Source organism: Micromonospora sp. NPDC000089 (assembly GCF_042899365.1).
GTDB lineage: Bacteria > Actinomycetota > Actinomycetes > Mycobacteriales > Micromonosporaceae > Micromonospora.
Window position 1 is genome coordinate 236,947 of record NZ_JBIAZT010000007.1, and the last position, 26,054, is coordinate 263,000.

Annotated in this window: 22 protein-coding genes; 11 read left to right on the top strand and 11 right to left on the bottom strand. The window is 74.2% G+C overall.

Features of this window, described 5'->3' with window-relative positions; genetic code table 11:
* Positions 1–11 precede the first annotated feature (11 nt).
* The 7 genes from ACFY3U_RS15905 to ACFY3U_RS15935 all read left to right on the top strand — a co-directional run bounded on the left by ACFY3U_RS15905 (position 12) and on the right by ACFY3U_RS15935 (position 9,884).
* Positions 12–815 carry a TIGR03084 family metal-binding protein gene (locus tag ACFY3U_RS15905; RefSeq protein ID WP_387201302.1) on the top strand — a complete coding sequence of 268 codons (804 nt, stop codon included), beginning with the start codon at positions 12–14 and terminating at the stop codon, positions 813–815.
* Entirely contained in the window at positions 812–2,617 is a 1,806-nt protein-coding gene (locus ACFY3U_RS15910; protein WP_387201305.1) for an acyclic terpene utilization AtuA family protein, read from the top strand. Before ACFY3U_RS15905 ends, ACFY3U_RS15910 begins: the two co-directional genes overlap by 4 nt.
* Positions 2,614–3,798, top strand: coding sequence for an acyl-CoA dehydrogenase family protein (locus tag ACFY3U_RS15915; protein ID WP_387201308.1), 1,185 nt, complete (start codon positions 2,614–2,616; stop codon positions 3,796–3,798). The genes ACFY3U_RS15910 and ACFY3U_RS15915 overlap by 4 nt, the downstream gene beginning before the upstream one ends.
* The gene (locus tag ACFY3U_RS15920; protein WP_387201312.1) at positions 3,795–5,396 is read left to right on the top strand and encodes an acyl-CoA carboxylase subunit beta; all 1,602 of its coding nucleotides are present in this window, start codon (positions 3,795–3,797) and stop codon (positions 5,394–5,396) included. Before ACFY3U_RS15915 ends, ACFY3U_RS15920 begins: the two co-directional genes overlap by 4 nt.
* Before the next feature lie 125 nt (positions 5,397–5,521).
* Positions 5,522–7,585: a biotin carboxylase N-terminal domain-containing protein gene (locus ACFY3U_RS15925; RefSeq protein WP_387201315.1), complete on the top strand. Its 2,064-nt coding sequence runs from the start codon at positions 5,522–5,524 to the stop codon at positions 7,583–7,585.
* The gene (locus ACFY3U_RS15930; protein WP_387201318.1) at positions 7,582–8,772 is read left to right on the top strand and encodes an acyl-CoA dehydrogenase family protein; all 1,191 of its coding nucleotides are present in this window, start codon (positions 7,582–7,584) and stop codon (positions 8,770–8,772) included. Before ACFY3U_RS15925 ends, ACFY3U_RS15930 begins: the two co-directional genes overlap by 4 nt.
* Before the next feature lie 155 nt (positions 8,773–8,927).
* On the top strand, positions 8,928–9,884 hold the full coding sequence (locus ACFY3U_RS15935; protein WP_387201321.1) for a LysR family transcriptional regulator: 957 nt from the start codon (positions 8,928–8,930) through the stop codon (positions 9,882–9,884).
* 109 nt (positions 9,885–9,993) lie between these two features.
* On the opposite strand, the gene ACFY3U_RS15940 is transcribed toward ACFY3U_RS15935, so the two are convergent.
* From ACFY3U_RS15940 to ACFY3U_RS15950, 3 genes are all read right to left on the bottom strand, one after another.
* Positions 9,994–10,578 carry a hypothetical protein gene (locus ACFY3U_RS15940; protein WP_387201324.1) on the bottom strand — a complete coding sequence of 195 codons (585 nt, stop codon included), beginning with the start codon at positions 10,576–10,578 and terminating at the stop codon, positions 9,994–9,996.
* An 87-nt stretch (positions 10,579–10,665) separates the two neighbouring features.
* Positions 10,666–11,511 carry a hypothetical protein gene (locus ACFY3U_RS15945; RefSeq protein ID WP_387201326.1) on the bottom strand — a complete coding sequence of 282 codons (846 nt, stop codon included), beginning with the start codon at positions 11,509–11,511 and terminating at the stop codon, positions 10,666–10,668.
* A 436-nt stretch (positions 11,512–11,947) separates the two neighbouring features.
* Entirely contained in the window at positions 11,948–13,753 is a 1,806-nt protein-coding gene (locus tag ACFY3U_RS15950) for an alpha/beta hydrolase (RefSeq protein WP_387201329.1), read from the bottom strand.
* Positions 13,754–13,973: 220 nt separating this feature from the next.
* Here ACFY3U_RS15950 and ACFY3U_RS15955 point away from each other — a divergent pair, with 220 nt between their 5' ends.
* A complete protein-coding gene (locus tag ACFY3U_RS15955) occupies positions 13,974–14,315 on the top strand; it encodes a hypothetical protein (protein ID WP_387201332.1) in 342 nt (113 codons plus the stop codon).
* Positions 14,316–14,337: 22 nt separating this feature from the next.
* On the opposite strand, the gene ACFY3U_RS15960 is transcribed toward ACFY3U_RS15955, so the two are convergent.
* From ACFY3U_RS15960 to ACFY3U_RS15990, 7 genes are all read right to left on the bottom strand, one after another.
* Positions 14,338–15,879, bottom strand: coding sequence for a serine/threonine-protein kinase (locus ACFY3U_RS15960; RefSeq protein ID WP_387201335.1), 1,542 nt, complete (start codon positions 15,877–15,879; stop codon positions 14,338–14,340).
* 31 nt (positions 15,880–15,910) lie between these two features.
* The gene (locus ACFY3U_RS15965; protein WP_387201338.1) at positions 15,911–16,447 is read right to left on the bottom strand and encodes a hypothetical protein; all 537 of its coding nucleotides are present in this window, start codon (positions 16,445–16,447) and stop codon (positions 15,911–15,913) included.
* Between the two features lie 136 nt (positions 16,448–16,583).
* The gene (locus tag ACFY3U_RS15970) at positions 16,584–20,156 is read right to left on the bottom strand and encodes an adenylate/guanylate cyclase domain-containing protein (protein WP_387201341.1); all 3,573 of its coding nucleotides are present in this window, start codon (positions 20,154–20,156) and stop codon (positions 16,584–16,586) included.
* On the bottom strand, positions 20,153–20,989 hold the full coding sequence (locus ACFY3U_RS15975) for an MBL fold metallo-hydrolase (protein ID WP_387201344.1): 837 nt from the start codon (positions 20,987–20,989) through the stop codon (positions 20,153–20,155). The genes ACFY3U_RS15970 and ACFY3U_RS15975 overlap by 4 nt, the downstream gene beginning before the upstream one ends.
* 124 nt (positions 20,990–21,113) lie before the next feature.
* Positions 21,114–21,575, bottom strand: coding sequence for a RidA family protein (locus tag ACFY3U_RS15980; protein WP_387201347.1), 462 nt, complete (start codon positions 21,573–21,575; stop codon positions 21,114–21,116).
* A 125-nt stretch (positions 21,576–21,700) separates the two neighbouring features.
* Positions 21,701–21,856, bottom strand: coding sequence for a DUF4177 domain-containing protein (locus ACFY3U_RS15985; protein ID WP_088643831.1), 156 nt, complete (start codon positions 21,854–21,856; stop codon positions 21,701–21,703).
* A gap of 47 nt (positions 21,857–21,903) precedes the next feature.
* Entirely contained in the window at positions 21,904–22,377 is a 474-nt protein-coding gene (locus ACFY3U_RS15990) for a hypothetical protein (RefSeq protein ID WP_387201350.1), read from the bottom strand.
* Between the two features lie 325 nt (positions 22,378–22,702).
* On the opposite strand from ACFY3U_RS15990, the gene ACFY3U_RS15995 reads away from it, so the two are divergent.
* Genes ACFY3U_RS15995 through ACFY3U_RS16005 form a run of 3 tightly spaced genes read left to right on the top strand, consistent with a single transcriptional unit; the run spans position 22,703 to position 25,497 of the window.
* Positions 22,703–23,287, top strand: coding sequence for a hypothetical protein (locus ACFY3U_RS15995; protein WP_387201353.1), 585 nt, complete (start codon positions 22,703–22,705; stop codon positions 23,285–23,287).
* A gap of 26 nt (positions 23,288–23,313) precedes the next feature.
* Complete coding sequence (locus tag ACFY3U_RS16000; RefSeq protein WP_387201356.1) at positions 23,314–24,291, top strand: ArsA-related P-loop ATPase; 978 nt, start codon at positions 23,314–23,316, stop codon at positions 24,289–24,291.
* Positions 24,292–24,348: 57 nt separating this feature from the next.
* Positions 24,349–25,497 (top strand): ArsA family ATPase, encoded by a 1,149-nt coding sequence (locus ACFY3U_RS16005; protein WP_387201359.1) that lies wholly within the window; start codon positions 24,349–24,351, stop codon positions 25,495–25,497.
* 6 nt (positions 25,498–25,503) lie between these two features.
* Here the strand turns inward: ACFY3U_RS16005 and ACFY3U_RS16010 are convergent, their stop codons facing one another.
* A complete protein-coding gene (locus ACFY3U_RS16010) occupies positions 25,504–25,830 on the bottom strand; it encodes a WhiB family transcriptional regulator (RefSeq protein WP_387201362.1) in 327 nt (108 codons plus the stop codon).
* Positions 25,831–26,054: the final 224 nt, after the last annotated feature.

Below are 26,054 nucleotides of genomic sequence, written 5' to 3' on the forward strand. Positions count from 1 at the left end.
CCGGAGGCACCATGGTCGACCTGACAGCCCTGCTCGCGGACCTCACCGCCGAGTCCGAGCAGCTCGACGCCCTCGTCGCCGCGCTCCCGGCCGAGGACTGGGCCCGACCCACCCCGGCCCCCGGTTGGACGGTCGGCCACCAGATCGCCCACCTGGCCTGGACCGACCACGTCTCCTCACTCGCCGCGACCGATGCCGACGCGTTCTACGCCTCAGTCCTCGCCGCCCCGGATCCCACCCGGCTGGCCGACGACGGCGCGCAGGAGTTCCTCGCCCCGCCGGCCGAGCTGCTGGCCCGCTGGCGCAGCGGTCGGGCGACCCTCGCGGCCGCGCTCGCCGCCGTCCCACCCGGGGAGAAGCTGCCCTGGTACGGCACCCGGATGTCACCCGCCTCGATGGCCACGGCCCGGATCATGGAGACCTGGGCGCACGGCGAGGACGTCGCCGACGCGCTCGGCGTCCGGCGCGCCCCGACCGAGCGGCTGCGGCACGTCGCGCACCTCGGCTTCCGTACCCTCGGGCACGGCTTCGCCGCCCACGGCCGGGCGGTGCCGGCGGCGCCGGTGCGGTTGGAGCTGACCGCGCCCGCGGGCGAGGACGGGTCCGGCTGGACGTTCGGGCCGGCGGAGGCCACCGACCGGGTCACCGGGCCGGCGCTGGACTTCTGCCTGCTGGTCACCCGGCGCCGGCATCGCGACGACCTCGCTCTGGTCGCCACCGGCCCGGTGGCCGACGAGTGGCTGGACGTCGCCCAGGCGTTCGCCGGCCCGCCCGGCCCGGACCGCGAGCCCGGCACGCCGGAGGTACGCGGATGAGCGGGGTGCTGCGGGTCGGCAACGCGTCCGGCTTCTACGGCGACCGGGCGAGCGCCTGGCGGGAGATGCTCGACGGTGGCGAGTTGGACGTGCTCACCGGCGACTACCTGGCCGAGCTGACCATGCTGATCCTCGGCCGGGACCGGATGCGCGACCCCGACCTGGGCTACGCGAAGACCTTCCTCCGCCAGCTCGAAGGCACCCTGGGCACCGCGCTGGACCGGCGGGTCCGGCTGGTCACCAACGCCGGCGGGCTGAACCCGGCCGGGCTGGCCGCCGCGATCCGCGCGCTCGCCGACCGGCTCGGCCTCTCCGTCCGGGTCGGGTACGTCGAGGGCGACGCCCTCCAGCGACCGGACGCGCTGACCGCGAACGCCTACCTGGGGGCGTTCGGCATCGCCCGGTGCCTCCAGGCCGGCGCGGACGTGGTGGTCACCGGCCGGGTCACCGACGCCTCCCTGACGGTCGGGCCGGCCATCGCCCACTTCGGCTGGGGCCGCGACGACCTCGACGCGCTGGCCGGGGCGACCGTGGCCGGGCACCTGATCGAGTGCGGCGCGCAGGTCACCGGCGGCAACTTCAGCTTCTTCACCGAGCTGCCCGACGGCGGCCACCGGCCCGGCTTCCCGATCGCCGAGCTGCTTGAGGACGGCTCCTCGACCATCACCAAGCACCCCGGCACCGGCGGCGCGGTCACCGTCGAGACGGTCACCGCCCAGCTGCTGTACGAGGTGGGCGGCCCGGCCTACCTCGGGCCGGACGTGACGAGCCGACTGGACACCGTCGAGTTGCGCCAGGACGGGCCGAACCGGGTCCGGGTCTCCGGCGTCCGGGGCGCCCCGCCGCCCGACACGCTGAAGGTGGGCGTCAACAACCTGGGTGGCTTCCGCAACGCGATGACGTTCGTCCTCTGCGGGTTGGACATCCCGGCCAAGGCCGCGCTGGTGCGGGGGCAGATCGAGGCGGCGGTCGGGAAGGAGGGGCTGGAATTCACGCTGGCCCGCACCGACCATCCCGACGCGACCGACACCGAGGCGGCGAGCGCGCTGCTGCACGTACACCTGCGCGACGGCGACCGGGCGCGGGCCGGGCGGGCCTTCTCGGCCGCCGCGGTGGAGCTGGCGCTGGCCTCGTACCCGGGGTGCACGCTGACCACGCTGCCCGGCGACGCCACCCCGTACGGCGTCTTCACCGCCGACGCGGTGCCGCAGGGCGCGGTGCCGCACGTCGCGGTGCTGCCCGACGGCGAGCGGGTGCCGATCCCGCCGCCTCCCCGCACGACGGCAGCCGACGCCGCCCCGGCCCCGACCGGCGCGGCCGACGATGCCAGGGCCCCGAGCAGCTCCGACGCCGACGCCACAGCCGCGACCGACGTGGCCGATCATGCCGGAGACCCGGCCGGCGCGGGCGACGCCGAGCCGGACGAAGCGGAGGGCGGCGGTCGGACCCGGCGCGGGCCGCTCGGTGAGCTGGTCGGCGCGCGCTCCGGCGACAAGGGCGGGGACGCGAACCTCGGGGTGTGGGCGCGCACCGACGCGACCTGGGCCTGGCTGCGCGGCTGGCTCACGGTCGGGCGCCTGGCCGAGCTGCTGCCGGAGACCGCGCCGCTGACCGTCGAGCGGTACGAGCTGCCGCGGCTGCGCGCGGTGAACTTCGTGATCCACGGGCTGCTCGGTCAGGGAGTGGCCGCGTCCACCCGGTTCGACCCGCAGGCGAAGGCGCTCGGCGAGCTGCTGCGCGCCCGGCTGGTCGACCTGCCGGCGGAGCTGACCGCCGGCCCGGCGCCGGAGGTGACCGGATGACCATCGTGGACACGCCGGAACGGCGGCAGCTGCGCGAGCTGACCCGGGCGTTCGTCACCAGGGAGGTGCTGCCGCACCTCGACGACTGGGAACGGGCCGGCGAGGTGCCCCGCGAGCTGCACGCCGACGCCGCGAAGATCGGGCTGCTCGGGGTCGGCTTCCCCGAGTCGGTCGGCGGCAGCGGCGGCGACCTGCTCGACTCGATCATCGTCACCGAGGAGATCATCCGGTCCGGTGGCTCGTCCGGCCTGGTCGCGGCGCTGTTCACGCACGGCATCGCGCTGCCGCACATGGTCGCCGCGGCCGGCGCCCGGCTGGGTGGCTCCGGCCGGCTCGCCGCCGTGCCGACCGCCGATGAACTGGTCGACCGGTACGTCCGGCCGACGCTGGCCGGGACGATGATCGGCGCGTTGGCGATCACCGAACCGGACGGCGGCTCCGACGTGGCCGGGATCCGCACCACCGCCCGCCGCGACGGCGACCATTACCTGGTCAACGGCATGAAGTCATACATCACCAGCGGGGTCCGGGCGGACTTCGTGACCACCGCGGTCTGCACCGACTTCCCGGGCAGCGGCGAGCTGACCCTGCTGGTGATCGACAAGACCGCGCCCGGCGTCACGGTGGACCGCCGGCTGGAGAAGCTCGGCTGGCACTGCTCCGACACCGCCGAGCTGTCCTTCGTCGACGTACGGGTGCCGGTGGCGAACCGGATCGGCGAGGAGGGCACCGGTTTCCTTGCGATCATGCAGCACTTCGCGGCCGAGCGGCTCACCCTGGCCACCAGCGCGTACGCGACCGCGCAGCGCTGCGTGGAGCTGACCACCCGCTGGTGCCGGGACCGGTCCACCTTCGGCCGTCCGCTGGTCACCCGGCAGTTGGTCCGGCACCGGCTGGCCGAGATGCACACCCGCACCGAGGCGGCCCGGTCGTACGTGCACGAGGTGGCCGCCCGGGTGGCCGCCGGCGAGCCCGTGGTGACCGAGGTGGCGATGGCCAAGAACGTGGCGGTGGCCGCCTGCGACTTCGTGGTGGACGCCGCGCTGCAACTGCACGGCGGCTTCGGCTACCTGCGCGACGCCGAGGTCGAGCGGCACTACCGCGACGCCCGGATCCTCGGCATCGGCGGCGGCACCACCGAGATCATGACCGAGATCATCGCGAAGGGCATGGGTTTATGACGACGCTGGAGACGGCGCTCGACCCGTCCGCACCGGCCGCGGTGGCCAACCGGGCGGCGCTGCGGGAACGCCTCGCCGAGCTGGAGGCCGCCCTCGACCAGGCCCGCGCGGGCGGCGGCGAGAAGTACGTGACCCGGCACCACAAGCGCGGCAAGCTGCTCCCTCGGGAGCGGATCGAGCTGCTGCTCGACCGGGACGCCCCGTTCCTGGAGCTGTCCTCGGCCGCCGGCTACGGCACCGACTTCCCGATCGGCGCCGGGGTGGTCACCGGGATCGGCGTGGTCGAGGGCGTGGAGTGCCTGGTCGTCGCCAACGACCCGACGGTACGCGGCGGAGCGGTCAACCCCTGGTCGCTGGCGAAGACCCGGCGGGCCGGCGAGATCGCGCTGGCCAACCGGCTGCCGATGGTCAACCTGGTCGAGTCGGCCGGGGCGGACCTGCCCAGCCAGGCGGAGATCTTCATTCCGGGCGGCCGGGTGTTCCGCGACCTGACCCGGCTCTCCGCGGCGAAGATCCCCACGGTCAGCGTGGTCTTCGGCAACGCCACGGCGGGCGGCGCGTACGTGCCGGGGATGTCCGACTACACGATCATGATCCGGGACCGGTCGCAGGTGTACCTGGCCGGCCCGCCGCTGGTGAAGATGGCCACCGGCGAGGTCACCGACGACGAGTCGCTGGGCGGCGCGGCCATGCACGCCAGCACGTCCGGCCTGGCGGACTTCCTCGCCGAGGACGAGCGGGACGGCATCCGGCTGGCCCGGCAGTGCGTACGCCGGCTCAACTGGCGCAAGCAGGGCCCGCCGCGCCGGACCGCCTTCCCGCAACCGCCCAAGTACGACCCCGACGAGCTGCTGGACGTCGTCAGCGCCGACCTCAAGGTGCCGTTCGACCCGCGCGAGGTGCTGGCCCGGGTGCTGGACGGCAGCGAGTTCGACGAGTTCAAGCCGGCGTACGGCACCGCGTTGGTCACCGGCTGGGGCGAGCTGCACGGCTATCCGGTCGGTGTGCTGGCCAACGCCCGGGGCGTGCTGTTCAGCGCGGAGGCGCAGAAGGCGGCCCAGTTCATCCAGCTCGCCAACGCCGCCGACACCCCGCTGATCTTCCTGCAGAACACCACCGGCTACATGGTCGGCACCGAGTACGAGCAGCGCGGCATCATCAAGCACGGTGCCTTCATGATCAACGCCGTGGCGAACTCGACCGTCCCGCACCTGACGGTGAACCTGGGCGCCTCGTACGGCGCCGGCAACTACGGCATGTGCGGCCGGGCGTACGAGCCGAGGTTCCTGTTCACCTGGCCGAACGCCAAGTCGGCGGTGATGGGGCCGGCACAGCTCGCCGGGGTGCTGTCCATCGTGGCCCGGCAGGCCGCCGCCGCCCACGGCCGCGAGTACGACGAGGACTCCGACGCGGCCATGCGGATGATGGTCGAGCAGCAGATCGAGTCGCAGTCCGGGGCGCTGTTCCTCTCCGGCCGCCTCTACGACGACGGGGTGATCGACCCCCGGGACACCCGTACCGTCCTCGGGCTCTGCCTGTCGGCGATCCACAACGGACCGGTCAGGGGCGCCGACGGCTTCGGCGTCTTCCGGATGTGACCTGTGAGCGCGAGGAACGCAGCGAAGCGGAGTCCCGCAGTCGCGAACGAAAGGCAGGAACCCGTGAGCGCGAGGAACGCAGCGAAGCGGAGTCCCGCAGTCGCGAACGAAAGGCAGGTTCAGCGTTGATCACGAGGCTTCTGGTCGCCAACCGGGGGGAGATCGCGCGGCGGGTCTTCGCCACCTGCCGGGCGCTCGGCGTGTCGACCGTCGCGGTGCACTCCGACGCGGACGCCGACGCGCCCTTCGTCGCCGAGGCCGACCAGGCCGTCCGGCTGCCCGGGAACAGCCCGGCCGAGACGTACCTGCGGATCGACCTCGTCCTGGGCGCGGCCCGTCGGGCCGGTGCGGACGCGGTCCACCCGGGTTACGGCTTCCTCGCCGAAAACGCCGGGTTCGCGGCGGCGGTGACCGACGCCGGCCTGACCTGGGTGGGGCCGTCCGCGAAGGCGATCGGCGCGATGGGCGACAAGATGGCGGCCAAGGCGCTGCTGGCCGACGCCGGCGTGCCGATGCTGCCCACCTGGACCGACGCCGACCAGGTCACCGACTACCCGGTGCTGGTCAAGGCGTCCGCCGGTGGCGGCGGCCGGGGCATGCGGGTGGTCCGCGACGCCGCCGGGCTGGCCGAGGCCGTGGCCGGCGCGCGCCGCGAGGCGGCCGCCGCGTTCGGCGACGGCACGGTCTTCATCGAGCGGTACGTCGAGCGTGGCCGGCACGTCGAGGTGCAGATCTTCGGTGACAGCCGCGGCACGGTGCTGGCTCTCGGTGAGCGGGACTGCTCGATCCAGCGCCGGCACCAGAAGATCGTCGAGGAGGCCCCGGCGGTGCTCGACCCGGGCCTGCGGGAGCGGCTGCACGCGGCGGCGGTGGCCGCCGGCCGGGCGGTCGACTACGTGGGCGCCGGCACGGTCGAGTTCCTGCTCGCCCCGGACGGGGAGTTCTTCTTCCTGGAGATGAACACCCGCCTCCAGGTGGAGCACCCGGTCACCGAGGCGGTCACCGGGCTGGACCTGGTCCGGCTACAACTGCTGGCCGCCGAGGGTGAGCCGCTGCCGCTGGCGGCCACCCCGCCGGTCGACGGCCATGCCATCGAGGTACGCCTCTGCGCGGAGGACCCGGCCCAGGGCTTCCGCCCGGCGACCGGCACCCTGCACCGCTTCGCGCTGCCCGGCGTGGCCGGTGGGTTCGCGCCGACGAGGGGCCTGCGGCTGGACTCCGGCGTGCGGGACGGCTCGACGGTGAGCGTGCACTACGACTCGATGCTGGCCAAGGTGATCGCCTGGGCGCCCACCCGGGCCGAGGCCGCCCGCGCGCTGGCCGGCGCGCTGGCCCGGGCCGAGCTGCACGGCGTGGCGACCAACCGCGACCTGCTGGTCCGGGTGCTGCGCAGCCCGGAGTTCGCCGCCGTGGAGATCGACACCGGCTTCCTGGAGCGGCACGACGAGGTCTTCGCCCCGCTGCTGCCGGCCGAGCAGGTGCCCCTGGCCGCCCTGGCGGCCGCGCTGGCGGGCGCCGCCGCGCGTCGGGCCGCCGCCCCGGTGCTGCCCGGTGTGCCCTCGGGCTGGCGGAACGTACCGGCGTTCCCGCAGGTCACCCGCTTCGCCGGGTCGAACGTCGAGATCGAGGTGCGGTACCGGCTGGACCGGACGGGCGCGCTCGCCGAGTGGGCGACCGCTGCCGGGCCGGGCGGAGCGGCGGCGGACGCCGGGGCGGAGGTCACCCCGGACGACACCGCCGCCGCCCCGGCCGTGACGCTCGTCGAGGCCGCGCCGGACCGGGTGGTGCTCGACGTCGACGGCGTGCGACGCGCGTTCGGCGTACACCGGGTGGGGTCGGCGGTCTTCGTGGACGGCCCGGGCGGAGCGGCGAGCCTCACCGAGCTACCGCGGTTCCCGCTGCCCACCGCGGCGCTGGCCGCCGGGTCGCTGCTCGCGCCGCTGCCCGGTGCGGTGACCCGGGTGCACGTCGAGGTCGGCCAGCGGGTCGCCGCCGGTGACCTGCTACTGACCCTGGAAGCGATGAAGCTCGAACACCCCGTGCTCGCCCCGACCGACGGCGTGGTGACCGAGCTGCCGGTGCCCGCCGGCGGTCAGGTCGACACCGGCGCCGTGCTGGCCGTCGTCGACGCCGCCGGCCCCGCGGGCGAGGACCCGCGGCCGGCGAACCCCGAGGAGGACCCCCGATGACCTTCGACCTCACCCCCGAGCAGGACCAGCTCCGCGACGCCGTCCGCGCGCTGGGCCGGCGGTACGGCCACTCCTACTTCGTGGAGAGGGCGAAGTCCGGCGGGCACACCACCGAGCTGTGGAGCGAGGCCGGCCGGCTCGGCTACCTGGGAGTGAACATCCCCACCGAGTACGGCGGCGGGGGCGGCGGCATCACCGAGCTGGCCATCGTCTGCGAGGAGCTGGCCGCGGCCGGCTGCCCGCTGCTGCTGCTGGTGGTCTCCCCGGCGATCGCCGCCACCGTGATCGCCAGGCACGGCACCGAGGACCAGCGCAAGCGGCACCTGCCCGGCCTCGCCGACGGCAGCCAGAAGATCGTCTTCGCGATCACCGAGCCGGAGGCCGGCTCGAACTTCCACCGGCTCGGCACGGTGGCCCGCCGGGACGGCGACGACTGGCTGCTGTCCGGCCGCAAGTGCTACATCTCCGGCGTCGACGAGGCCGGCCACGTGCTGGTGGTGGCCCGCGTCGCCGTCGGAGACGGCCTCGCCGGCTCAGCGGACGCGGCTCGTCAGAAGCTCAAGCCGGCGCTGTTCCTCGTGCCCACCGACGCGCCCGGGCTGACCCGCTCCAGGCTGGACATGGAGATCCTCTCCCCGGAGAACCAGTTCCTGCTCTACCTGGACGACGTCCGGCTGCCCGCCGACGCGCTGGTCGGTGAGTCGCTGGACGCCGGCCTGCCGGCGCTCTTCTCCGGCCTCAACCCGGAACGGATCACGGTCGCCGCGATGGGCGCCGGCACCGGCCGGTACGCCATCGAGCGCGCGTCGGAGTACACCGCCACCCGCAAGGTCTGGGGTGGCCGGTCGATCGGCTCGCACCAGGGCGTCGCCCATCCGCTCGCGCACGCCGCGGTCCAGGTGGAGCTGGCCCGGTTGATGATCCAGAAGGCGGCCACCCTGTACGACGCCGGCCGCGACCTGGAGGCCGGAGTAGCCGGCAACATGGCCAAGTACGCCTCCGGCGAGGCCGCCGCGCTGGCCGTGGACACCGCCGTGCAGGCACTCGGCGGGGCCGGCATGACCACCGAGTACGGGGTGGCCACCCTGCTCGGCGCCGTCCGGGCCGGCCGGATCGCCCCGGTCAGCCGGGAGATGATCCTCAACTTCGTCGCCCAGCACGTCCTCGGTCAGGACAAGTCGTACTGAGCCGGGCGCGCAGGCGCCTGATCCTGCAACGTAATGGCCCGTTCACACTCGGTCGGGCTTCGCCGTGAACTACTCCAGGCGGCCAGCCGTATTCCGTCACGAGGCACTCGTGCTCGACGGTGGCCAGGAGGTCCGGGGTGAATTGGGACGACCTGATGGTTTTCCGGGTGACCGCTGAGGAGCTCTCCTTCACCCGGGCTGCGCACCGGTTGCGGATGTCCGTCTCCGCGGTGTCCCAACGCGTCCGGCGCCTCGAGCAGGTCGTCGGCAGCCAGCTGCTCGACCGCACCACGACCAGGGTCACCCTCACCGACAGCGGGCGCGCGATTCTGGCGGCGGCCATGACGGTCGAGGACACCTGGCGTACGACCCTGGCCGAGCTCGCGGTTCGCCCCGAGGAGGACGCTCTCGGTGAGCGGCTCGTCCGGGTCGGCTTCCTGCGCGCGGGCCACCGCAATCCGTTGTGGTCACGGCTGCGGGCGATAGCCCCGGACCGGGTGTGGGAGCCACGGCACTACTCCATCACCTCGTCCGGCTTCGCGGAACTCCGTCGGGAGAATCTCGAGTTCTACCTGTGGAGCTCGTGGTACACCCCGAAGGTCGCACCCGCGTTCGAGCTGACCGGGCTGCCGAGCGTGGACATCGCCCGGGACGACGTCATGGTGTCCCTGAGCGAGCGGCATCCACTGGCCGACCGGGAGTGGATCGCCTTCGACGAGCTGGCGGCGTGCGACTGGGTGGCTCCCCCGGCACCCGAGGACCAGGATCTGACCACCGCGATCTGCCTCGACCTCGGTGACTTCCGCCCACGGTTCACCCACGAGCTCGACGCGTACTCAGACATCATGGCGGTCATCGGCGACACCCGGGCCATCGACCTGTCCCCCCCGTCATCGCCGCCGCATCCCGGCGTCGTCAGGCGAACCGTGCGACCCGCGCCGACCAGCCGGTACGCGCTGACCTGGCGGCACGACCCCGAGGTGGCGCGGCTCGCCGCGGAGGTGGTCGCCGTGGTGCGCCATCGGTACGCCGAGAAGACGCGGGAATGGAATCCCGCGCACTGGGCGCACATCGAAGCCCACCCGCTCGCCTATCCCGGCATCGTGCGGTGACCCGCCCCCGGCGGGAACTCTGAGCGGAGCTTCAAGGGGCCCAGAAGCGGAGAAGAATGCGGGGCCCCGCCGAAGCTGGAGCCCCGCATCCCCTACGGATCCTTGCCGACTACGGCTGGAAGCTCGAGTCGAACGGGATGACGATGCCGAGACCAGGGTTGTAGGAACCCTGGAGCTGGAAGACGTTTCCGGCATTCACCGCCGTGTCCACGAAGTCGGCGCCCTTGACGAGGACCACGTCCTTGGTCGGGTTGAAGATGACGTCGTAGCCGCCGGTGGCCAGGCCGCCGATCGCGCCGAAGATGCCGCCCGCGACGCTCGCGGAGACCTTCAGCAGGGAGGCACCGCCGTCGTCGCCGGTGAGTTTGACGATCGCCCCACCGGTGGCTGCACCGCCGGCGGCTCCCTTGAGCGTTTCGGTGAAGATGTTGCCGAGGTCGCGAGTCTCCACGACCTTGTAGAAACTCGTCTTGCCCGCCGCCGTGTCCCGCACCCTCAGCAGGTCACCCGACTTCGCGCTGTCCGGCACCACGCTCGTGGTCTCCGCCGCATCGATCTCGGGCTCACCCGCCGCCGCGCTGGTGGTTTCCGCACTCGCGTTCGCGGACAGGGCGATGCCGGCGGACAGACTCGCCCCGACGGCCAGTGCCATCACGGCGGTCAGCAGACGCCGCCTCTTGTTAGTTGCGCGCATGTCTTTCCTCCCTGTTCTCGACATGCCACCCCCGGCTCGGACGCCGGAGACATATTTCGCATTCGGTGTTCCGAACGCGGCTGGCAGTTAGGCTGGGACGCAGCGGGAATCGATGCCGTTCTTCGCCGAAGCGTCGAGGACCGCTGCACACCTGTCCCGCGGGGTCTCCACACCGATCCGGAACCACTTCCCGTCGAGGAACGACTCGAAGTGGTATTTCTGGTTCGGCCCGGGGGGCTGATAGAGCGCGAGGCCACTGACCTTGGGCACCACCCGGGAGAGCTGCGACACGAAGCAGGCCCCGTCGGACAGGCGGCGTCCGGAGACGATGCCGATGGCCTGGGTGAAGTCGGCGTTCAGCACCGCCGCCCCGCTGTCGCCCGCGGCGCAAGGGATGTCCAGGCGCAGATAGCCGAACGTGTCGGGAGCGAACCCGGTGCCCCGGGGGGCGGCGTTGGTGCTGGTCACGGTGCCACACGTGTGACCGGTGACCCCACCGAACCGGCAGACCCGCTGGCCGAGGGCGGCGGTACCGATGGAGGTCGGGTTGACCGCGCCGGTCCGGTCCGCGTTGCCCCACGAACCCCGGTTGTCGGCGCCGGCACGGAAGAAGTTGGCGCTGAACAGCTCGCTGCCGTTCGGCAGCTTGGGCTCGATGAATTTGTTGACGCCGGTGGCGACGACTTCGAAGTCCGAGTCGGCGTTCGAGGAGAGCAGCACGTGGCCGGGGGTGTCGCAGTGCCCGGCGGAGATGAGGCCGAAGTTGCCCGCGGTGCCACCGAAGTCCTTGACGACGAACGCCGCCTCGCAGTTCGTGCCGCCGGGCGGAACGGTGACCTCGGCGGCCTCCACGACCACGTCATCGGCGTGCGCGAAGGGAGAGACGGCGAGCGGAAGGCCCACCCCGGCAGCTGCCAGCGCGAACGCGATCATCGAACGCCGCCATCGCTTCGGACGCTCTCGGGCGTGCGTGCCAGGAGCAGAACTGGGCATGACGACTCCTCCTTACGATTAAGGGAAATTGCGGCGACTACGCCTCGATCTGCGACGACCACCGGTCGACGAAAACGAGTGGTGCGACCAGCATCAGCCGAAAATGGGGCCGGGTGAATACACGAATCACCGGAAGCCGAGAGCGGAGCTTCCCCGCCCGCTTAACAGTGATCCGGCCGCGACCAGCTGATCACCGCGGGTGAGTGCCGCGCTGGGACAAAACCACCAGGGCGGGGCACATCGCGGCAGCCGCACGCCGAGCGGCGGGGCCATCGACGAGGAGCGGGAGCACTCCGCGTCACCCGGCGCGAACTCGGCGTACGGGAGTCGGCGCGGGGGTACGGCGAGCGAGTGCCCGCCGTACCCCCCGGGGTCGTCAGCGGACGGTCAGCGAGCCCATCGCGGGCAGCGGCGCGACGACCGGCGGGAGCCGCTTGGGCTCGCCCCGGGCCGGCCGCCCGGCGGCGGCCAGCGCGCTCTTCGACGCGGCCACCCGCTCGGTCGCGTCCGGCTCCTCCGGCACCTTGACGAAGGGCTGGATGTCACCGGTGCAGACCGTGCCCTTGGCGGGCAGCTTCCCCTTCAGCAGGTACGCGTCGACCGCGCCGGTGACGCAGGCCGACGTGCCGTACGCGGTGTGGCCCCAACTGTCGCTGCTGAGCAGCCGGCTGTTCGGCAGCAGCGCCGCCGAGCTCACCGCGCCCTGGTAGTTCGTGGCCGGGTCCCAGTAGTTGCCGACCACCAGCACCGGGTTGGCGGTGCGGCGGTTGAACGGGCCGGTGTAGGCGTCCTCGTCGCGCACCGTCCAGCTGTCCCGGGCGCAGGGCGCGGTGCCCCAGGCCCAGGCCCGCCCGAAGTACGGTGCCCGCTTGTCCTCCTGGGCGGTCAGCGCTGGCAGGTCCGCGAGCTTGCGCGGGTGGTACGCGTCTGTGCAGTCCACGGTCAGGAAGGTCTCCAGGCTGTTGTCGTACGGGAAGTCGTACCGACGCTGCTGGCGGGCCTTGGCGGCGCGCTCCGCGACGGCCTTGCGGGCCGCGGCGAGCCGGGCCGGCGCGACCGGCGCCGGATCGATCAACGCCAGGAGCTCCTCGGTCAGGCCGACGATGGTCTGCCAACCAGCGGGGTCGTAGAGCGCGCTGAGGCTGGCGCCGACGAAGTCCGCGTAGCTGACGGAGAAGCTGCCCTGGTCGGGGTCGTCGACCACCAGCGGGCCCTTGCGCAGTCGCTTGGCCACCGACTCGTACGCGGCCACCGGGTCGCCGGCGGCCAGCGGGCAGGTCGCCTTGCCGACCTTGGCGCAGCGGACCAGGATCTCGTGCAGCGCCTTGTACGCCCCGTCGGCGCTGCGCAGTCGGGTCTCCTGGAGCTGGTCGCGGGCCGCGCCCTGGCCGACCCAGGCGTTCGGGTTGAGCACCCCGTCGATCACGATGGCCCGGACCCGGTCCGGGAACATGTTGGCGTAGTACTGGCCGAGCGCGGTGCCGTAGCTGAAACCGGCGTAGGTCAGCTTCCTGTCGCCGACCGCGCGGCGCAGCACCTCCATGTCGCGGGCCACCTCGGCGGTGGAGGCCGCCCCGGTCAGCGGCCGGCCGGTGCTGGAGCAGCCGGCCCCGACCGCCTTCGACGAGGCCAGGTAGGCCTTCTCCTCGCTCTTCGTCCACGGGAAGGCCACGTTCAGCCCGGCGTACGCCCGGGTCTGGTCCTTGACCGAGGGGAAGCACTTGACGTTCTCACTGGCCGCCACGCCGCGCGGGTCGACACCCACGATGTCGAACCGGTCGAGGATGTCGTCGCCGAGGAAGTAGGGGGCGGCGAGCGCGATGTCGGTGCCGGAGCCACCCGGGCCGCCCGGGTTGACGAAGAGGCTGCCGATCCGGTGCTGCTGGTCGCGGGCCTTGACCCGGAGCAGGGCGATCTCGGTGGTGGCGCCCCTGGGCTGGTCGTAGTCGAGCGGCAGGCGGGTGGTGGCGCACTCGGCGTAGCCGTAGCAGGCGTACCAGTCGAGTTTCGGGGTGGGGACGCGGTCGACGCGCCGGGCCTCGGCCGGGCTGGTCCGGACCGCCGTGCTCGGGCGGCCCCAACCGGTGGTCACGGGCGCGGCGGCGGCCGGGGAGACCGCCGAGCCGGCGAGGACGAGGCCGGCGAGACCCGCTGCGGCGAGGGACCGGGGTGTACGTGGCATGTGGACGCCTTCCGGTGGACGACAGGGTTGCCGGGGCGGACCCGGCCTCTGTCACTGTAGGGAGGACCACCGATGGCATGGGCCCGACGAAACGTCTTCTTTCAGACTTTCAACCGGGCAGATGTAACGATCTTCTCGTCATCGACGCCTTTCGCCCCGCGGACGGCCGGCCGCCCCAGGCGCGGGTTGACACCGGCGGCCGGTCAGCCATGCTGGTGGCATGGGACGGATCGGCGGGCCGGCCGCGGGGCCGGTGGCCGCGGTGGCCGCACTCGGCGCCGCCGGGGTCGTCGTGCTGCTCGCCGTGTGGCATCCGCCGGGCCTGCCGACGGTCGCGTTGGCGCTGCTCGGCGTCCTGCTCGCGGTGGTCGCCGGCACGGCGGTGACGGCCCTGCGCCAGCGTGGCGGCGGAGCCGAGCGCGGCGCCACCCCAGCGGAGGCGGGGCCGGCCGGCGTCGACGCGGACACCCTGGAGGCACTGGACAGCGCCGCCGTACGGGCCGGCTCGGTCGCTCCCCGGCAGCGCGACCCGCGCCGGCCGAAGCACGCCGGCGGGCGGTGAGCACCCTTCGCCCGCGGGCGGGTCAGCGGGCGGTGAGGGTCGGCGTGGTCAACGCGTCCACGCCCCGGCCGGCCAGGCAGCGGTAGGTCCGATCGGGATCGCCGTCCACCGGCGGCAGCACCTCCAGGTGCCAACCGGTGGGCTGCGCCAGGCCGGTGGTCAACCGGAGGGTCCGGGTGTTGCACACCGCGGCCACGGCCGGGTCGGCGCTGACCTGGGCGTGGCCGGCGCCGGCCAGCCGGGTCGGCAGGACGCCCTCCAGATAGGACTCCCAGGTGTGCCGGCCGTCGCAGGAGACCCGGACCGCCTCCGCGCGGTCCGCCCGCAGCCGCACCGGCCCGAAGCACTCCAGCTCGGCCGCGCACCTTGCGGACATCGGCAGGGACGTTCCGGCGCCCACCGCGGCGCAACCTGGCAGCGGGCCACCACCGGCCGCCGGTGAGGACGAGCCGTCGGTCGACGACGACGGGTCCGGCGCGGCCAGCGGCGGCGTGCCGCCGGCCAGCCACGCCCCGGCACTGGCCGAGGCGGCCAACGCCAGCACGCCGGCCCCGCCGAGCAGCCAGCGCCGCCGGCGTCTCGGCCCGTCGTGCGCGATCGTCGGGTGGTCGTCGTGGTCCGTGGTGCGCCCACCGGTCACCGGGTAAGACCCGCCGCTGGTGGCCCGCCCGCCGGTGCCGGCCCGCCCGCCGACCGGGGCGCCGGAGACCGGTGCGCCGCTGACCGGCGCCGGGGCCGGGTCGAGCGGCAGGGCGACCAGCAGGTCGCGCAGCTCGATCGCGGACGGCCGCTCGGCCGGGTCGTTGGCCATCCCGGCACGCAGCACGTCGACCAGCTCGGCCGGCACCCCGGGCAGCCCCGGGATCGGCTGGTGGAACATCTCCAGCACGGTGACCAGGCTAGGGTTGCGCTCCGACTGCCAGCGCGGCGGCTTCCCGCTCAGCACCGCGTAGAGGGTGGCGCTGAGCGCGTAGACGTCGACGGCCGGCGAGGGCGGGCTGTGGCTGAACATCTCCGGCGGGGCGTACGCGGGGGTGAGCACCTCCAGGGTGACCGAGGCGTCCCGCACCTCGGCCAGCACCGCCAGCCCGAAGTCGGCCAGCACGGCGGGGTTGAAGTGGGAGTAGAGGATGTTGGCCGGCTTCACGTCCCGGTGCAGCACACCGGCCGCGTGCGAGTGGGCGAGCGCATCGGCGATCTTGATGCCCAGGTCACGGGCCTCGGAGGCGTCCAGCGGGGAGCTGCGCATCCGCTCGGCGTACGAGCCGTCGCAGAGCTCCATGATCAGATACGGGTGCTGGTCGACCGTCACGCCGACGTCGAAGAGGTCCACCACGTGCGGGTGGGACGACATCTTTCCCGCCGCCCGGGCCTCGCGCAGGAACCGGGCCTGGTCCCGCTCGCTGTCCAGCGTGCGATTCTCCACCTTGACGGCCACCTCGCGCCCGACCGAGATCTGGGTGGCCCGGTAGACGGTCGCGTAACCACCCCGGGCGAACACCTGCAGATCGGTCAGACCGGGCACGATGGGCAGCCGGAGGGCGCCGGGCGGGGTGTCGGTCACGGCTTCGAAAATACCCGTCCCGTCGGGGCGTTCAGCGGACCGTACCGGCGGGGGACGCCGGTCCCGCGGTGGCCGGGCCGGCCTCCGCACCCGACACCGGGCCGCTGTCCTGCGCGGTTGCCCCCGACGGCCGCCCGATCGGCGGGGTCACCTCGGGGCGCGTCGGGGTGGCGCGCCGGGCGTCCCACCACAGCGCGACGGCGGTGGCGACCGCGCCCAGGCCCTCCCACGCGGCGACGCCGAGGAACCGGGCCGGCGCCACGTCGGCCAGCACGGTCAGCGTGAAGACGGTGAAGGTGACCAGCCGGAAGACCACCGTGAACCGGTAGAACGACCGCCACTCGGTGGCGGCGGCCAGCAGGTAGTAGACGCCCATGTTGAACGAGGCCATCGAGGACGCGGTGAGGAAGGTGCCGGTGTAGTCGCCGGCCGCCCGCCGCGCCGGCACCTCGAAGCCGAGCAACCGCAGCTGGGCCTCCGGCCAGATCAGCCCGAGCGCGCCCAGCACCAGCGCCAGGACGCCGAAGACCGCGATCGTCCAGCCGGCGCCGGACCGGGGCAGCCTCATCTTCACTCCCACCGCAGACGGGCGCGGCCGTCGACGACGACCGCGTGGACTGCCACGCTAACCGCCGGCACCGACACCCACATCCCCGAAACCGGCAGACCTCGACCCGGGGCGGGAGGGGGCCGCGCAGCGGCGGTCAGACCTCGGCGGCGAGCCGGGCGCGCAGCGCGTCGGCCGGCTCGCGCTCGCTGCGCTGCTCGGTGGCGTACGCCAACCGGACCGCCTCCTCGGCGCTGGCCAGCGCCTCGGCCGGCTGCCCGCAGGCGGCCAGCACGTCGGCCAGGATGCTCGCCCCGATCACCTGGCTGCGCACGTCCTCGGCCGGCGCGGCGACCGCCCGGCGGGCCCAGTCCAGCGCCTGTTCCTGCCGGCCGTGGGCGAGCAGCGCGCAGGCGTACCGGGCCATCGTCTGCCGGCGGGAGAACAGCAGCGTCGGGGTGTTGGCCGCGGTGGTCGCCACCGGGGCGAGCAGCCCGACCGCGGTGGCCGCATCGCCGGCGGCGAGTCGGGCGGTGGCCAGCAGCACCCGGGGCGCGGCCTGCGCCGGCGCCTGCGGATTGTGCGGCTCGACGGCGGTCAGCACCGCGCGGGCGTCCCGCTCGGCCGCCTCGCAGTCGCCCATGTCCAGCGACACGAAGCCGCGCAGCGTGCCGGCCATTCCGGTGAGCAGCGGGTGCGAGGTGTGCTCGGCGTACCCGAGGGCGTCGGTGAGCAGGTCCGCCGCGTGCTCCGGCTCGCCCAGCCCGCGCGCCACCACCCCGCGGACGACCAGCGCGAACCCGCGCCCCCAGTCGTCCGAGACCTCGGCGAAGTCCCGGTACGCCCGGCGCGCCTCCCGGTCCGCCTCGGCGATCTCGCCCAGCTCCGCCCCGGCGAACGCCTGGACGGCGCGCAGCGTGCCGACCGCCCAGGACTCGCCGACCCGCTCGCCGAACGGCAGGAAGACGTTCGCCAGCCGGCAGGCCTCCCCGAGCCGCCCGGCGAGCAACCGGGCGAACGCGGTGGTGCCGCGCAGCCAGGCCCGGCCGTACGGGTCCTTCAGCTCGGCGAACAGCCGGGCGGCCCGGCCGAGCACCGCGTCGGTGCCGGCGAAGTCGCCCCGGGTGGTGGTCACCCAGGCCAGGTTCTGCAGCGACCAGGCCTGCCCGCGCGGGTCCTGCGCGGCCAGGCTGACCTGGTACGCGGCGGCCAGCCGGCTGCTCGCCTGACCGAGCCGGCCGGCGACGAAGTCGGCCATGCCGAGCCGGCGCATCGCCGAGGCGCGCAGGGTCTGCAGGTCGGCGGCGTCGGCCACCTGCAATGCCTCCTGCCAGGAGGAGACCGCCCGCTCGGGGTCGCCCACCGCCTGGTGGGCCTGGCCGGCGAGCAGCAGCGCGCTGACCCGGGTGGCCTCGTCCCCGGTGTTGGCGGCGATCTTCTCGGCGTAGGCGAGCGCGTCGGCGGGCCGGCCGATCTGCAGCAGTGCCCGGGCGTGCACCACCCGGTCGGCCGCGGGCACCCCGTCGCGGGCCAGCTCGGCGGCGCGTTCGGCGTACTCGATCGCCAACGCCGGCTCGCCGGCCTGCAACGCCCGGCGGGCGGCCCGGCCCAGCGCGGCCACCCCCAGCGGCGCGACCGTCCGGGCCGGCGCGTCCGGCCGGAGCTTGACCGCGTCGGCCAGCGCCGCCGCGCGTTCCACGTGCTCGGCGACGAAGTCGTCCCGGGTCGCGTCGGTGAACCCGCTCGGCGCGGCGATCCCGGCCGCCGGGTCCGGCTGGGCCCACCGGGTCAGCGCGGCGTGCCGCTCGGCCAGCTCGGCCTTGCTGACCCCGGCGTACGCGGCCTCGCGCATCAGCGGGGTGGCGAACGCATACCCGGTGCGGGTGCGGTGCAGCATCCGGCGTTGCAGCAGCTCCTCGACGGCCCGTTCGCGTTCCACCGCGGCCACCGCCGCCGGCCGGCCGTCCCCGGCGGCCCGCTGCTCGCCCAGCGCCTCCAGCGCCCCGGTCGGGACGGTGTCGCCGACCACGGCGGCGTCCCGCAGCACCGAGCGGGCGTCCGCCGGCAGCGCGTCGATCCGGGCGGCCAGCACGGCGGCCAGGTCGCGGGAGAGCAGCCGGCTGCCCAGCGAGCCGGGCGCCAGCCGCCAGCCGCCGTCCGGGCCGGCGGTCAGCGCCCCGCGCTCGCGCAGCAGGGTGACCAGCTCGGCCAGGTAGAACGGGTTGCCCTGGGCGGTGGCGAGCAGTCGGTCCGCGTCGGCCTGCGGCAGTCGGCCGCCGTTGAGGTATCCGGTGAGCAGCCGGGACGCGTCCGCGCCGCGCAGCGGGGGCAGCGCGTGCACCTCGGCGTCCGCGACCCGGGTCAGCGCCCCGGCGGTCCGCACCAGCTCCGGCCGGCCGAGCAGCAGCACCAGCACCGGGCCGGCGAGCCGGTTCAGGGTCAGCGCGAGCGCCTTGATCGTCTCAGCGGTGGCGTCGTGCAGGTCGTCCACCACGATCACCAGCGGCGCCTCCTCGGCGAGCGCGCTGAGCAGCCCGGCGACCGCGTTCGGCACCGCCTCGGCGTCGGCGGGGGTCGGGGCGCCACCCCACTCGCCCTGGTCGACGGGGCCGCCCGCGGGCAGCTCGGCGTAGCCCAGCAGGGCGAGCAGCTGCTCGGCGGCGATCGGCGCCGGGTCGGTGCGCAGCCGGCCGAGCCGCTGGCCGAGCCGGCGCAGCCGTTCCTCGACGGCCGGCCGGGTGAGCGCGGTGGCCGGGTCGTTGGGCAGGCCGACCGCCGCCCGGACCAGGTCGGCCAGCGGGGCCAGCCGGCGACGCTCGCCGAACGCGGCGCAGCGGACCGACAGCACCCGGGCCCCGCTGTGGGCCGCGTACCGGCCGGCGCCGACGTCGTAGCCGGCGGCGAGGCGTTCCACCTCGGCTGCGAACCGGGACTTGCCGATCCCCGCCTCGGCGGTCATCAGCAGCACCCGGGGCTCGCCCCGGTCGATCACCTCGGCGAGCCGGCCGGCGATCCGGCCGATCTCGGTCTCCCGCCCGACGAACGGCGCCTCGTCGCCGAGGCCGGATCGGGTGCCCGGCGCGTCCAGCAGACCCAGCAGCTCGTACGCCTCGACCGGCTCGCGCTTGCCCTTGAGCCGTAACGGGCGCAGCGCCCGCCAGGAGGCGACGTGCCGGGTGGCCGCGGCGGTGCGCGCGCCGGCGTAGACCGCACCCACGGCGGCGGCGTCGGCGAGTCGGGCGGCGGTGTTCACCGTGTCCCCGATGACCGTGTACTCGATGGCCGCCTGGATGCCGGCGATCACGTCGCCCGTGTTCAGCCCGACCCGCAGGCCGAGCGGGGCGCCGCCGCCGCGCTCGTCGTCCAGCACCCGGCGGACCGCGCGCTGCATGGACAGCGCCGCCCGGACGGCCCGCTCGGCGTCGTCCTCGTGGGCGACCGGCGCGCCGAAGACCGCCATGATGCCGTCGCCGGTGAGCTTGTCGACGTGCCCGCCGAAGGTCTTGACCGCGCCGGCGAGCGCGGCGAGCACCCGGTCGGTGACCGCGCCGACCCGCTCCGGGTCGAGGTCCTCCGACCAGGAGGTGAAGTCGGACAGGTCGCCGAAGAGCACGGTGACCACCCGCCGCTCGGCGGCGGGCAGGGTCGCCGCGGCCGGCAGCGCGGCGCCGCAGTTGTGGCAGAACCGGGCGCCGGGCACCGCGACGGTGCCACACACGGGGCAGGTCACGGCTGCTCCAACCGCGCACCCCCGGCGCCGGATTCCCCGGGGTCGACGCCGAGGTACTCCAGCTGGGCCCGCACCGACCACTCGGCGGCCCACCACAGCGACCGGTCGACGTCCGCGTACACCCGGGCGACCACCTCGGGCGCGGTGGTCGCGCCCGCGGCCACCGCGGCCCGGACCTGGTCGAGCCGGGCACGGCGGTGGGCCAGGTAGAACTCGGCGGCGGCGCCGCAGTCGGCGAGCGCCGGGCCGTGCCCGGGCAGCGCCGGGATCCCGGTGTACGTGCCGAGCAGCTCGAGGCTGGTCAGGTAGTCCCCGAGGTGGCCGTCCGGGTGGGCGACCACGGTGGTCCCCCGGCCGAGGATGGTGTCGCCGGTGAGCACGACCCGCTCGTCGCCGTGCTCGACGAGGAAGCAGACCGAGTCGGCGGTGTGCCCGGGGGTGTCGAGCAGCCTGATCTCCAGGCCGAAGCCGCCGAGGTGCTCACCGGGCTCGGTCAGCGGCTCACCGCCGATGGTGTGCGCCGGGTCGACGGCGAGCACGTGCGCGCCGCCGAGCAGCTCACTGAGCCGGGGCGCGCCCTCGGTGTGGTCCGGGTGCCCGTGGGTGATCAGCACGAACCCGACCGGCCCGTGCGCCGCGATCCGGGCCAGGTGCCCCTCGTCGGCCGGCCCGGGATCGACCACCACGGCCGGCTCCCCCGGGGCGCCTCTCAGCACCCAGGTGTTGGTGCCGTCCAGCGTCATCGGCCCCGGATTGGGCGCACGCAGCAGCGTCACCCAGGAGGGCAGCTCGTCGACGAGTGCCCCTGCCGCCCCCGTCACACGCCCGGTCATGGCTGAGATCGTACGACCCCGCCCGCCATCCCCCGCGATCTTGCACTTTCCGACCCTGATTCGTGCTGCTTCGCGGCTTTCGCCCGGGCAGCAACTGCAAGATCGCGGGGACGGAGGGTGTGGGTCAGGCGACCTCGATGATGACCTCGACCTCGACGGGGGCGTCGAGGGGGAGCTCGGCGACGCCGACTGCGGAGCGGGCGTGCCGGCCGGCCTCGCCGAAGACCGCGCCGAACAGGTCGGAGGCGCCGTTGATCACGCCGGGCTGGCCGGTGAAGCCGGGGGCGCTGGCCACGAAGCCGGTCAGCTTCACGATCTTGACGACGTTCTCCAGGCCGACCAGCGAGTCGACCGCCGCGAGGGCGTTCAGCGCGCACCGCTCGGCGAGGTCCTTGGCCTGGTCGGCGGAGACGCCGGCGCCGACCTTGCCGGTGGCCAGCAGCTTGCCCTCGGCCATCGGCAGCTGACCGGAGACGTAGACGTGCTGGCCCGACTGCACGGCCGGGACGTAACTGGCCACCGGCGGCACCACCTCGGGCAGCTCGAGGCCCAGCTCGGCGAGCTTCGCGTGGGGTCCGTTGCTCATGCGCCCACCTTCATTCGCGACTGCGGGGCTCGCAAACCCGGCTCACTCCTCGCGCTCACGGGCCCGCTCTTCGTTCGCGACTGCGGGGCTCGCAAACCCGGCTCACTCCTCGCGCTCACGGCCCTTCAGCCCTTCGGACGCTTCAGGTAGGCGACCAGCTGGTCCGGGTTCGGGCCGGGGATGACGGCCACCAGCTCCCAGCCGTCCTCACCCCAGTTGTCGAGGATCTGCTTGGTCGCGTGGACCAGCAGCGGGACCGTGGCGTATTCCCACTTCTGCATCGGTGGAAGGCTCCCTTGCCTGCGTGCGGACTGCTGTCGCGGACAGCCTACGGTCCGGGCCACGGCCGGGGCACGGGACGCTGCTCCGGGGCGGCCGGCGCCTCGCCGCACGGCCCCTCGTGGTCGTACGGCTGGGGGCAGCGGGACCGGTCCGGCAGCGGCAGGTCGCAGAAGACCCGGTGCCGGTTGTTCTGGTCGTCGGCGGTGGAGACGGTGGTCTCGCCGGCGTCCAGCTCGACCAGGAAGCCGAGCGAGGTGGCCACGGTGCCGGCCAGCGCGGTGGCCGAGGACAGGTCGGCCACCCGGATCGGCAGGTGGATGACGTAGCCGGTCTCCTCCTCGTCCCGGCCGCGCTCGCCGCGGCCGGGCGCGCGGAGGGTGTCGGCGGGTTCGGCGTACCGGCCGTAGGACCGCTCGTTCACCGGCATGGCGCCGAGCGGGCCGCCCCGGCCCGGCCCCGAGCGGGCGCGCCGGTCGTCCGGCGGGAACTGGGCTCGGACGATGTTCTCCGCGTCGCGCATGCGCTGCCTCCGGGCTTCGTGCCTGACTGACCGCCGGTCGGGCCGGACCCGCCGCCCGACCCGCTCCTCCCACCGGGACGAACGTAGGACCAGTGCCCGGAGGGCGGCAACGGGACGCGCACGCCCGATCACCCCGAGTCACATATGCGACACATGACTGGTCCGAAAGGCGACGGCGCGGCACAGCAGGTCGTGAGCGGTTGGACACGGGGTGCCCATCGACCGCTACCCTTCTGCGTCGTACGGGCGATCGGGTCGCCCGTCGTGCGGTGAAGCCGCGTCCTCGCCACGGGCGGCGAGGACGCCCCATCCCCCGGGGGGCCACATGACCCAACCGCCGACCGCTGGCGCGAGCGGATCGCCGGGTACGCCGGCCTCCCGGCCGGAGCCGGCCCCGTCCGCACCGAACCCGGGCGCCATCCCGCCCCCGCCCCCGAGCTACCCCGCCTACCAGGCGCCGGGCACCCCCCGGCGCCGGAACCTGCTGATCGCCTCGCTGGTGCTGGTCGCCGCCATCCTCCTCTGCGGCGGCGGTGGCACGGCCGCGTTCCTCGCGCTGCGGGACACTGAGAGCGGCGAGGGCGCGAAGGAGCCGGCGGTGGCGGTGGACAACTTCCTCACCGCGGTCTACCGGGACCGGGACGCCCGCAGGGCGGCCACCCTGGTCTGCTCGGCGGCCCGGGACCAGCAGCAGCTGGACGCGAAGGTGGCCGAGGTGAACAGGTACTCCGCCGACTATCCGGGCCCGCGGTTCCGCTGGTCCAGCCCGAAGGTGGACAACCAGACCGGCGACCGGGCCACCGTCACCACCAAGCTCACCGTGACCACCGCGGACGAGAAGGTCGCCGAGCAGGCGTTGCGCTTCACCGTGGTACGGAAGACGGGTTGGTGGGTCTGCGAGGTGGCCTGACCTCGCCGGGTGGATAGGCTCGACGGGTGCGAGCAGCTGAGCGGTCGACGGATCCGGCCGGGACCGGATGGCCGTCCCGCCTGCACGTGGTGACCGGCAAGGGCGGCACCGGCAAGAGCACCGTCGCGGCGGCGCTGGCGCTGGCGCTGGCCCACGGCGGCCGGCGCACCCTGCTGGTCGAGGTCGAGGGCCGGCAGGGCATCGCCCAGCTGTTCGGCACCGATCCGCTGCCCTACGAGGAGCGGCACCTCACCGACGCCCCCGGCGGCGGCGAGGTGCGCGCCCTGGCGGTGGACGCCGAGGAGGCGCTGCTGGAGTACCTCGACATGTTCTACAAGTTGGGCGCGGCCGGCCGGGCGCTGCGCAAGGTCGGCGCCATCGACTTCGCCACCACCATCGCCCCGGGGCTGCGCGACGTGCTGCTCACCGGCAAGGTGAAGGAGGCCACCACCCGCACCGCCGGGCAGCGCCGGGCGTACGACGCGGTGGTGCTGGACGCGCCGCCGACCGGGCGGATCGGGCGCTTCCTCAACGTCACCGCGGAGACCGCCCGGCTGACCAGGGTCGGGCCGATCAAGACCCAGAGCGAGGGGGTCTCGGCGCTGCTGCGCTCCCCGATGACCGCGGTGCACGTGGTGACCCTGCTGGAGGAGATGCCGGTCCAGGAGACGGTCGACGCGATCACCGACCTGACCCAGCTGGGCTTCCCGGTCGGCCGGGTGATCGTCAACGCGGCCCGACCGGCGCTGCCGCCCGGGCGCGAGCTGACCCGGGAGGAGCTGGCGGGCGGGCTGCGCGCCGCCGGGCTGCCGACCGACCCGGCCACCGTGGCGGGCCTGGCCGCGGAGGCGCGGGACCAGCAGGTGCGCCGGGAGCTGGAGGATTCGCTCCGCACCGACCTGGTGGACCTCGGCCTGCCGATGACCGAGCTGCCGCTGCTGCCCGACGGGGTTGACCGGGCCGGGCTGGACCAGCTGGCCGAGACCCTTCGCCGGGCCGATTGACTCACACCTGAGCTCGGCTCCGCCGCGCGGACCGCACCGGCCCGATACGCTCGAAGAGTGCCTTCCGACAACGCGGCGCCGCGGCTGGACGTCGACCGGATCCTCGCCGACCCGGGCGTGCGGATCGTCGTGTGCTGCGGGGCCGGCGGGGTGGGCAAGACGACCACCGCGGCGGCGCTCGCCCTGCGCGCGGCCGAGCAGCACGGCCGGCGGACGGTGGTGCTCACCATCGACCCGGCCCGCCGGCTGGCCCAGTCGCTCGGCCTGACCGAGCTGGACAACACCCCCCGCCAGGTCAAGGGGATCGACGTCGAGGTCAGCGGCGGCGAGCTGCACGCCATGATGCTGGACATGAAGCGCACCTTCGACGACGTGGTGCTGCAGCACACCGACCCGGCGAAGGCAGCGGAGATCTTCGCCAACCCGTTCTACCAGGCGATGAGCTCCACCTTCGCCGGCACACAGGAATACATGGCGATGGAGAAGCTGGGCCAGCTGCACGCCCGCGGCGAGTGGGACCTGATCGTGGTGGACACCCCGCCGTCGCGCTCCGCGCTGGACTTCCTGGACGCCCCGGCCCGGCTCTCCCGCTTCCTCGACGGGCGGATGCTGCGGCTGCTGCTGGCCCCGGCGCGGACCGGCGGGCGGAGCATGTTCAGCCTGGTGACCGCCAGCTTCGGGATGTTCTCCAAGGTGGTGCAGAAGGTGCTCGGCGCCCAGCTGCTCACCGACCTGTCCGGCTTCGTGGCCGCGCTCGACTCGATGTTCGGCGGCTTCCGGCAGCGGGCCGAGCAGACGTACCGGATCCTGCAGGCGCAGGAGACGGCCTTCCTGCTGGTCGCGGCCCCGGAGCCGGACGCGGTCCGGGAGGCGGCCTACTTCGCCGGGCGGCTCGGGGAGGAGCGGATGCCGCTGGCCGGCCTGGTGCTCAACCGGGTGCACCGGCCGACGGTGGAGTCGCTGGCGCCGGCGGAGAGCCTCGCCGCCGCGCAGCGGCTGGCGGCGCTCGGCGGCCACGACGCGACGGTCGAGGTGCTGCGGGCGCACGCCGCGCTGGCCCAGCAGGCGATCCGGGAGCGGGAGGTGGCCGCCCGGTTCACCGAGGCCTTCCCGGCGGTGCCGGCGGCGTCGGTCACGGCGCAACCCGCCGACGTGCACGACGTCGACGGGCTGCGAACGATCGGCGCGGCGATCAGCCTGCCGTGACCGGCGTCAGCCGGCGGCGGCGGTGACCAGGATCTTATCCTTGCCGGCCGCCCGGTCCTTCTCGTTCTTCTTCATCGCGGCCTCGAACATCTTCCGCCAGCTGGTCACCTGCGGGTGTCGGCGCAGTAGCGCCCGCCGCTCCCGCTCGGTCATGCCGCCCCACACCCCGAACTCGATCCGGTTGTCGAGCGCGTCGGCCAGGCACTCGTACCGAACTGGGCAACTCCGGCAGATCCTCTTCGCCACGTTCTGTTCGGCGCCCTGTACGAACAACGCGTCCGGGTCCCCGTTCTGACATGCCGCCAGCGACGGCCAGTCAGTGATCATGCCCATGTGTACACGTCCCCCCTTGCAGTACCTACCGACTCGTGCGACCGGCCGTCGATCCCCCCGGTCGTCCGGCCGCTCCTTCCCCAAGGAGGCACGGACGACGTGTGGCGTGGTCGCCGCAACCATCATGCTCTGTAGTCGCACGATTACGCAACGTTGTCGGCGAAATCCATCATTCCGGACAGTCCCGGCTTCCCGGGCGTTCGCGCGCCGCTTACCCGGCCGAG

What these genes read in the sequence shown, in the direction of transcription:
- ACFY3U_RS15915 (WP_387201308.1), top strand. Translation starts at nt 2,614, where the DNA reads ATGACCATCGTGGACACGCCGGAACGGCGGCAGCTGCGCGAGCTGACC.
- ACFY3U_RS15995 (WP_387201353.1), top strand. Translation starts at nt 22,703, where the DNA reads ATGACCCAACCGCCGACCGCTGGCGCGAGCGGATCGCCGGGTACGCCG.
- ACFY3U_RS15910 (WP_387201305.1), top strand. Translation starts at nt 812, where the DNA reads ATGAGCGGGGTGCTGCGGGTCGGCAACGCGTCCGGCTTCTACGGCGAC.
- ACFY3U_RS15905 (WP_387201302.1), top strand. Translation starts at nt 12, where the DNA reads ATGGTCGACCTGACAGCCCTGCTCGCGGACCTCACCGCCGAGTCCGAG.
- ACFY3U_RS15955 (WP_387201332.1), top strand. Translation starts at nt 13,974, where the DNA reads ATGGGACGGATCGGCGGGCCGGCCGCGGGGCCGGTGGCCGCGGTGGCC.
- ACFY3U_RS15920 (WP_387201312.1), top strand. Translation starts at nt 3,795, where the DNA reads ATGACGACGCTGGAGACGGCGCTCGACCCGTCCGCACCGGCCGCGGTG.
- ACFY3U_RS15980 (WP_387201347.1), bottom strand. Translation starts at nt 21,575, where the DNA reads ATGAGCAACGGACCCCACGCGAAGCTCGCCGAGCTGGGCCTCGAGCTG.
- ACFY3U_RS15940 (WP_387201324.1), bottom strand. Translation starts at nt 10,578, where the DNA reads ATGCGCGCAACTAACAAGAGGCGGCGTCTGCTGACCGCCGTGATGGCA.
- ACFY3U_RS15985 (WP_088643831.1), bottom strand. Translation starts at nt 21,856, where the DNA reads ATGCAGAAGTGGGAATACGCCACGGTCCCGCTGCTGGTCCACGCGACC.
- ACFY3U_RS16010 (WP_387201362.1), bottom strand. Translation starts at nt 25,830, where the DNA reads ATGGGCATGATCACTGACTGGCCGTCGCTGGCGGCATGTCAGAACGGG.
- ACFY3U_RS15990 (WP_387201350.1), bottom strand. Translation starts at nt 22,377, where the DNA reads ATGCGCGACGCGGAGAACATCGTCCGAGCCCAGTTCCCGCCGGACGAC.
- ACFY3U_RS15945 (WP_387201326.1), bottom strand. Translation starts at nt 11,511, where the DNA reads ATGATCGCGTTCGCGCTGGCAGCTGCCGGGGTGGGCCTTCCGCTCGCC.
- ACFY3U_RS15950 (WP_387201329.1), bottom strand. Translation starts at nt 13,753, where the DNA reads ATGCCACGTACACCCCGGTCCCTCGCCGCAGCGGGTCTCGCCGGCCTC.
- ACFY3U_RS15935 (WP_387201321.1), top strand. Translation starts at nt 8,928, where the DNA reads ATGGTTTTCCGGGTGACCGCTGAGGAGCTCTCCTTCACCCGGGCTGCG.
- ACFY3U_RS15965 (WP_387201338.1), bottom strand. Translation starts at nt 16,447, where the DNA reads ATGAGGCTGCCCCGGTCCGGCGCCGGCTGGACGATCGCGGTCTTCGGC.
- ACFY3U_RS15930 (WP_387201318.1), top strand. Translation starts at nt 7,582, where the DNA reads ATGACCTTCGACCTCACCCCCGAGCAGGACCAGCTCCGCGACGCCGTC.
- ACFY3U_RS15975 (WP_387201344.1), bottom strand. Translation starts at nt 20,989, where the DNA reads ATGACCGGGCGTGTGACGGGGGCGGCAGGGGCACTCGTCGACGAGCTG.